Annotated in this window: 3 protein-coding genes; 2 read left to right on the forward strand and 1 reads right to left on the reverse strand. The window is 30.4% G+C overall.

The annotated features are described in order from the left end of the window. The coding region (locus tag AC3DU7_RS31820) for a hypothetical protein (protein ID WP_488043225.1) at nt 1–198 on the forward strand (198 nt) is incomplete at its 5' end. A gap of 923 nt (nt 199–1,121) precedes the next feature. On the opposite strand, the gene nblD is transcribed toward AC3DU7_RS31820, so the two are convergent. Continuing rightward, on the reverse strand, nt 1,122–1,334 hold the full coding sequence (gene nblD / locus AC3DU7_RS31825; protein ID WP_488043226.1) for an NblD family protein: 213 nt from the start codon (nt 1,332–1,334) through the stop codon (nt 1,122–1,124). A 414-nt stretch (nt 1,335–1,748) separates the two neighbouring features. On the opposite strand from nblD, the gene AC3DU7_RS31830 reads away from it, so the two are divergent. Beyond that, the coding region (locus AC3DU7_RS31830) for a DNA cytosine methyltransferase (protein ID WP_488043227.1) at nt 1,749–2,203 on the forward strand (455 nt) is incomplete at its 3' end.

The following is a 2,203-nucleotide window of genomic DNA, read 5'->3' on the forward strand; positions in this document are numbered from 1 at the left end:
CCTCCATACCTAAAAATTTCCAATATCTCACAACTCAAATCATATTGCTATATAACTATTACTTTTATTCCTTTTAGTTTGGCTTTACATGTTAACATATCTATTGATTTAGCAATAATTAGGGATATTCAGAGAATTGTTTATTGTTATTTACCCTTAATTTTATCTCTTGTTTACAAGTTTTATTATACCCAATAACTAAGGTTCATATTTCATGATTTGCACACCAATCTATTACTCTTTTACTTGCTATATGGAGATAATTTTCTACTCAACAATTTCGTTTGTGAGTTAATTTTTTTAACCGATGAGAATTATCTTGATTATGCTCGGTTTTTAATTGAAATTGTAAAATAGAGCGCTTTTCATTATATAAGGTGTTAATGGCTTTTAATAGTCTGGCTTTAATCAAAAGAGTGCAACTATTGTTTGATTTATAGTTACAGCTATTAAATTATTTACTCCTAAATCTACTCCTGCTACTTGTTGATTTTCTATTGTTTCCTCCGCATTTTTCATAGACTATTTCTATTCTATAGCAGTTGCTTTTTGGCACGATTATTGCCTCTATTGCTTCTGTCTGTGAAGTGAGAATTTTTATTTCACTCATCGACAGATGACAAATTCCTTTTTTAAGTTTTTTTTGTAAATTGATTCATCTAGATAGGTAGATAGAGCAGAATATTTCTGCCTTTTGATTTATGTTTATATTCAGAAATCTTTGGTTTTCCTAAAAATTTATCAGGCTGTTTTTGCCATGTTTTTAAAACCACAAAATAACTACAGTTATGAGTAAGTTTGATGAACTGTAAAGAAGTTTTCCCTTTCTGTATTTACCGAACAATTAATAATTAAATGATTAAACAATTAGGGTTAAAAGCCTCCCCTTATTAAGGGGAAAAAAATAAATTTTTTCCTTATTTGTCAATCCTTTCCCTTTTAGGGAGAGGTAATTATCAATTATCCATTATCAATTATCCATGAATGAACCCTATATATTTTTGGTAACATATTTAGCCTTGAGATGTTAATCAAGCAAGTAATAGTTTTCCCTTAATAATGGCCTCTATTTTAACTATTCTCTAAAGAACAAGGAAGTTAGAAGAAAAAATGAAAGAATGCTAGGAAATTTCAGGGTTATAGTAATCTTCAGATTTGACATTTCCAACTTCATCTAAATCTTGATTTATACAACCCTGTTTTTGAGCATACTGACAAACACGAGCCCATAACTTTGCTTTAGTACCAGGTGGTCCAGAAGAAAATAAAACTCGATCTCCACCTACTATTTTAACTAGACAGACTGGGCAAATTTCTTGCTGATTTTCTGACATTGTTAATTATTTATTGTTTAATCATAAATTGACTTATTAAGTATATAATGCTTTTTATTCAATTTGGCAAATCTCATATCTGATACTATAGGAGGAAGGCAGATTTAGATTTTTAAGAAAAATTTCAAGTTTAAAGTTATTTATTGGTCTTATAGCACTTACATTTTAAACGTTCAGATATATGAAAGTACAGGACTTACTAAGGTTTGCTGATCAGCTTTTTCTTTCGGTACGGAATGCGGAAGCAAACATAAACTTTATTCTCCTTGGAGACTAATTCTTCCTTCGCTGCGATGAGTTAATAACTCGTATCTGAAGTCCGCTTTGGTATACAAATCAAAAAAATTAACCCTTTTTTTCTAATTTTGCCTATGTATTCTATACAAGCATTCTAATAACTCGCATAACATAGTTATGAATTACATAGAAAAAATTAATAATTTACTTAAAACATCTGTTAATCGAACTAATTTAGTTATCGATCTATTTGCTGGATGTGGTGGTTTATCTCTAGGTTTTGAAGCCCAGGGATTTGAAACTTATGGTTTTGAAATGGATGCTGATTGTTGTGCAACTTATAATAAAAATCTCAAAGGTAATTGCACTACAATTACTCTTTCTTCTGAAACAGAATTACCTCCGGCAAATGTAATAATTGGCGGTCCTCCTTGTCAACCTTTTAGTGTTGGGGGAAAGCAAAAAGGTTTGAAAGATTCGCGAGATGGTTTTCCTATTTTTATTAATGCTGTGGCAAGATTAAAGCCGGAAATTTGGTTATTTGAAAATGTAAGAGGTTTGCTTTATCGGAATCAATGGTATTTGGATGAAATTGCTGAAGCACTTCAATCTCTGGGTTATATTATTGAGGT

It is taken from the genome of Okeania sp., assembly GCF_983059655.1.

What these genes read in the sequence shown, in the direction of transcription:
- nblD (WP_488043226.1), bottom strand. Translation starts at nt 1,334, where the DNA reads ATGTCAGAAAATCAGCAAGAAATTTGCCCAGTCTGTCTAGTTAAAATA.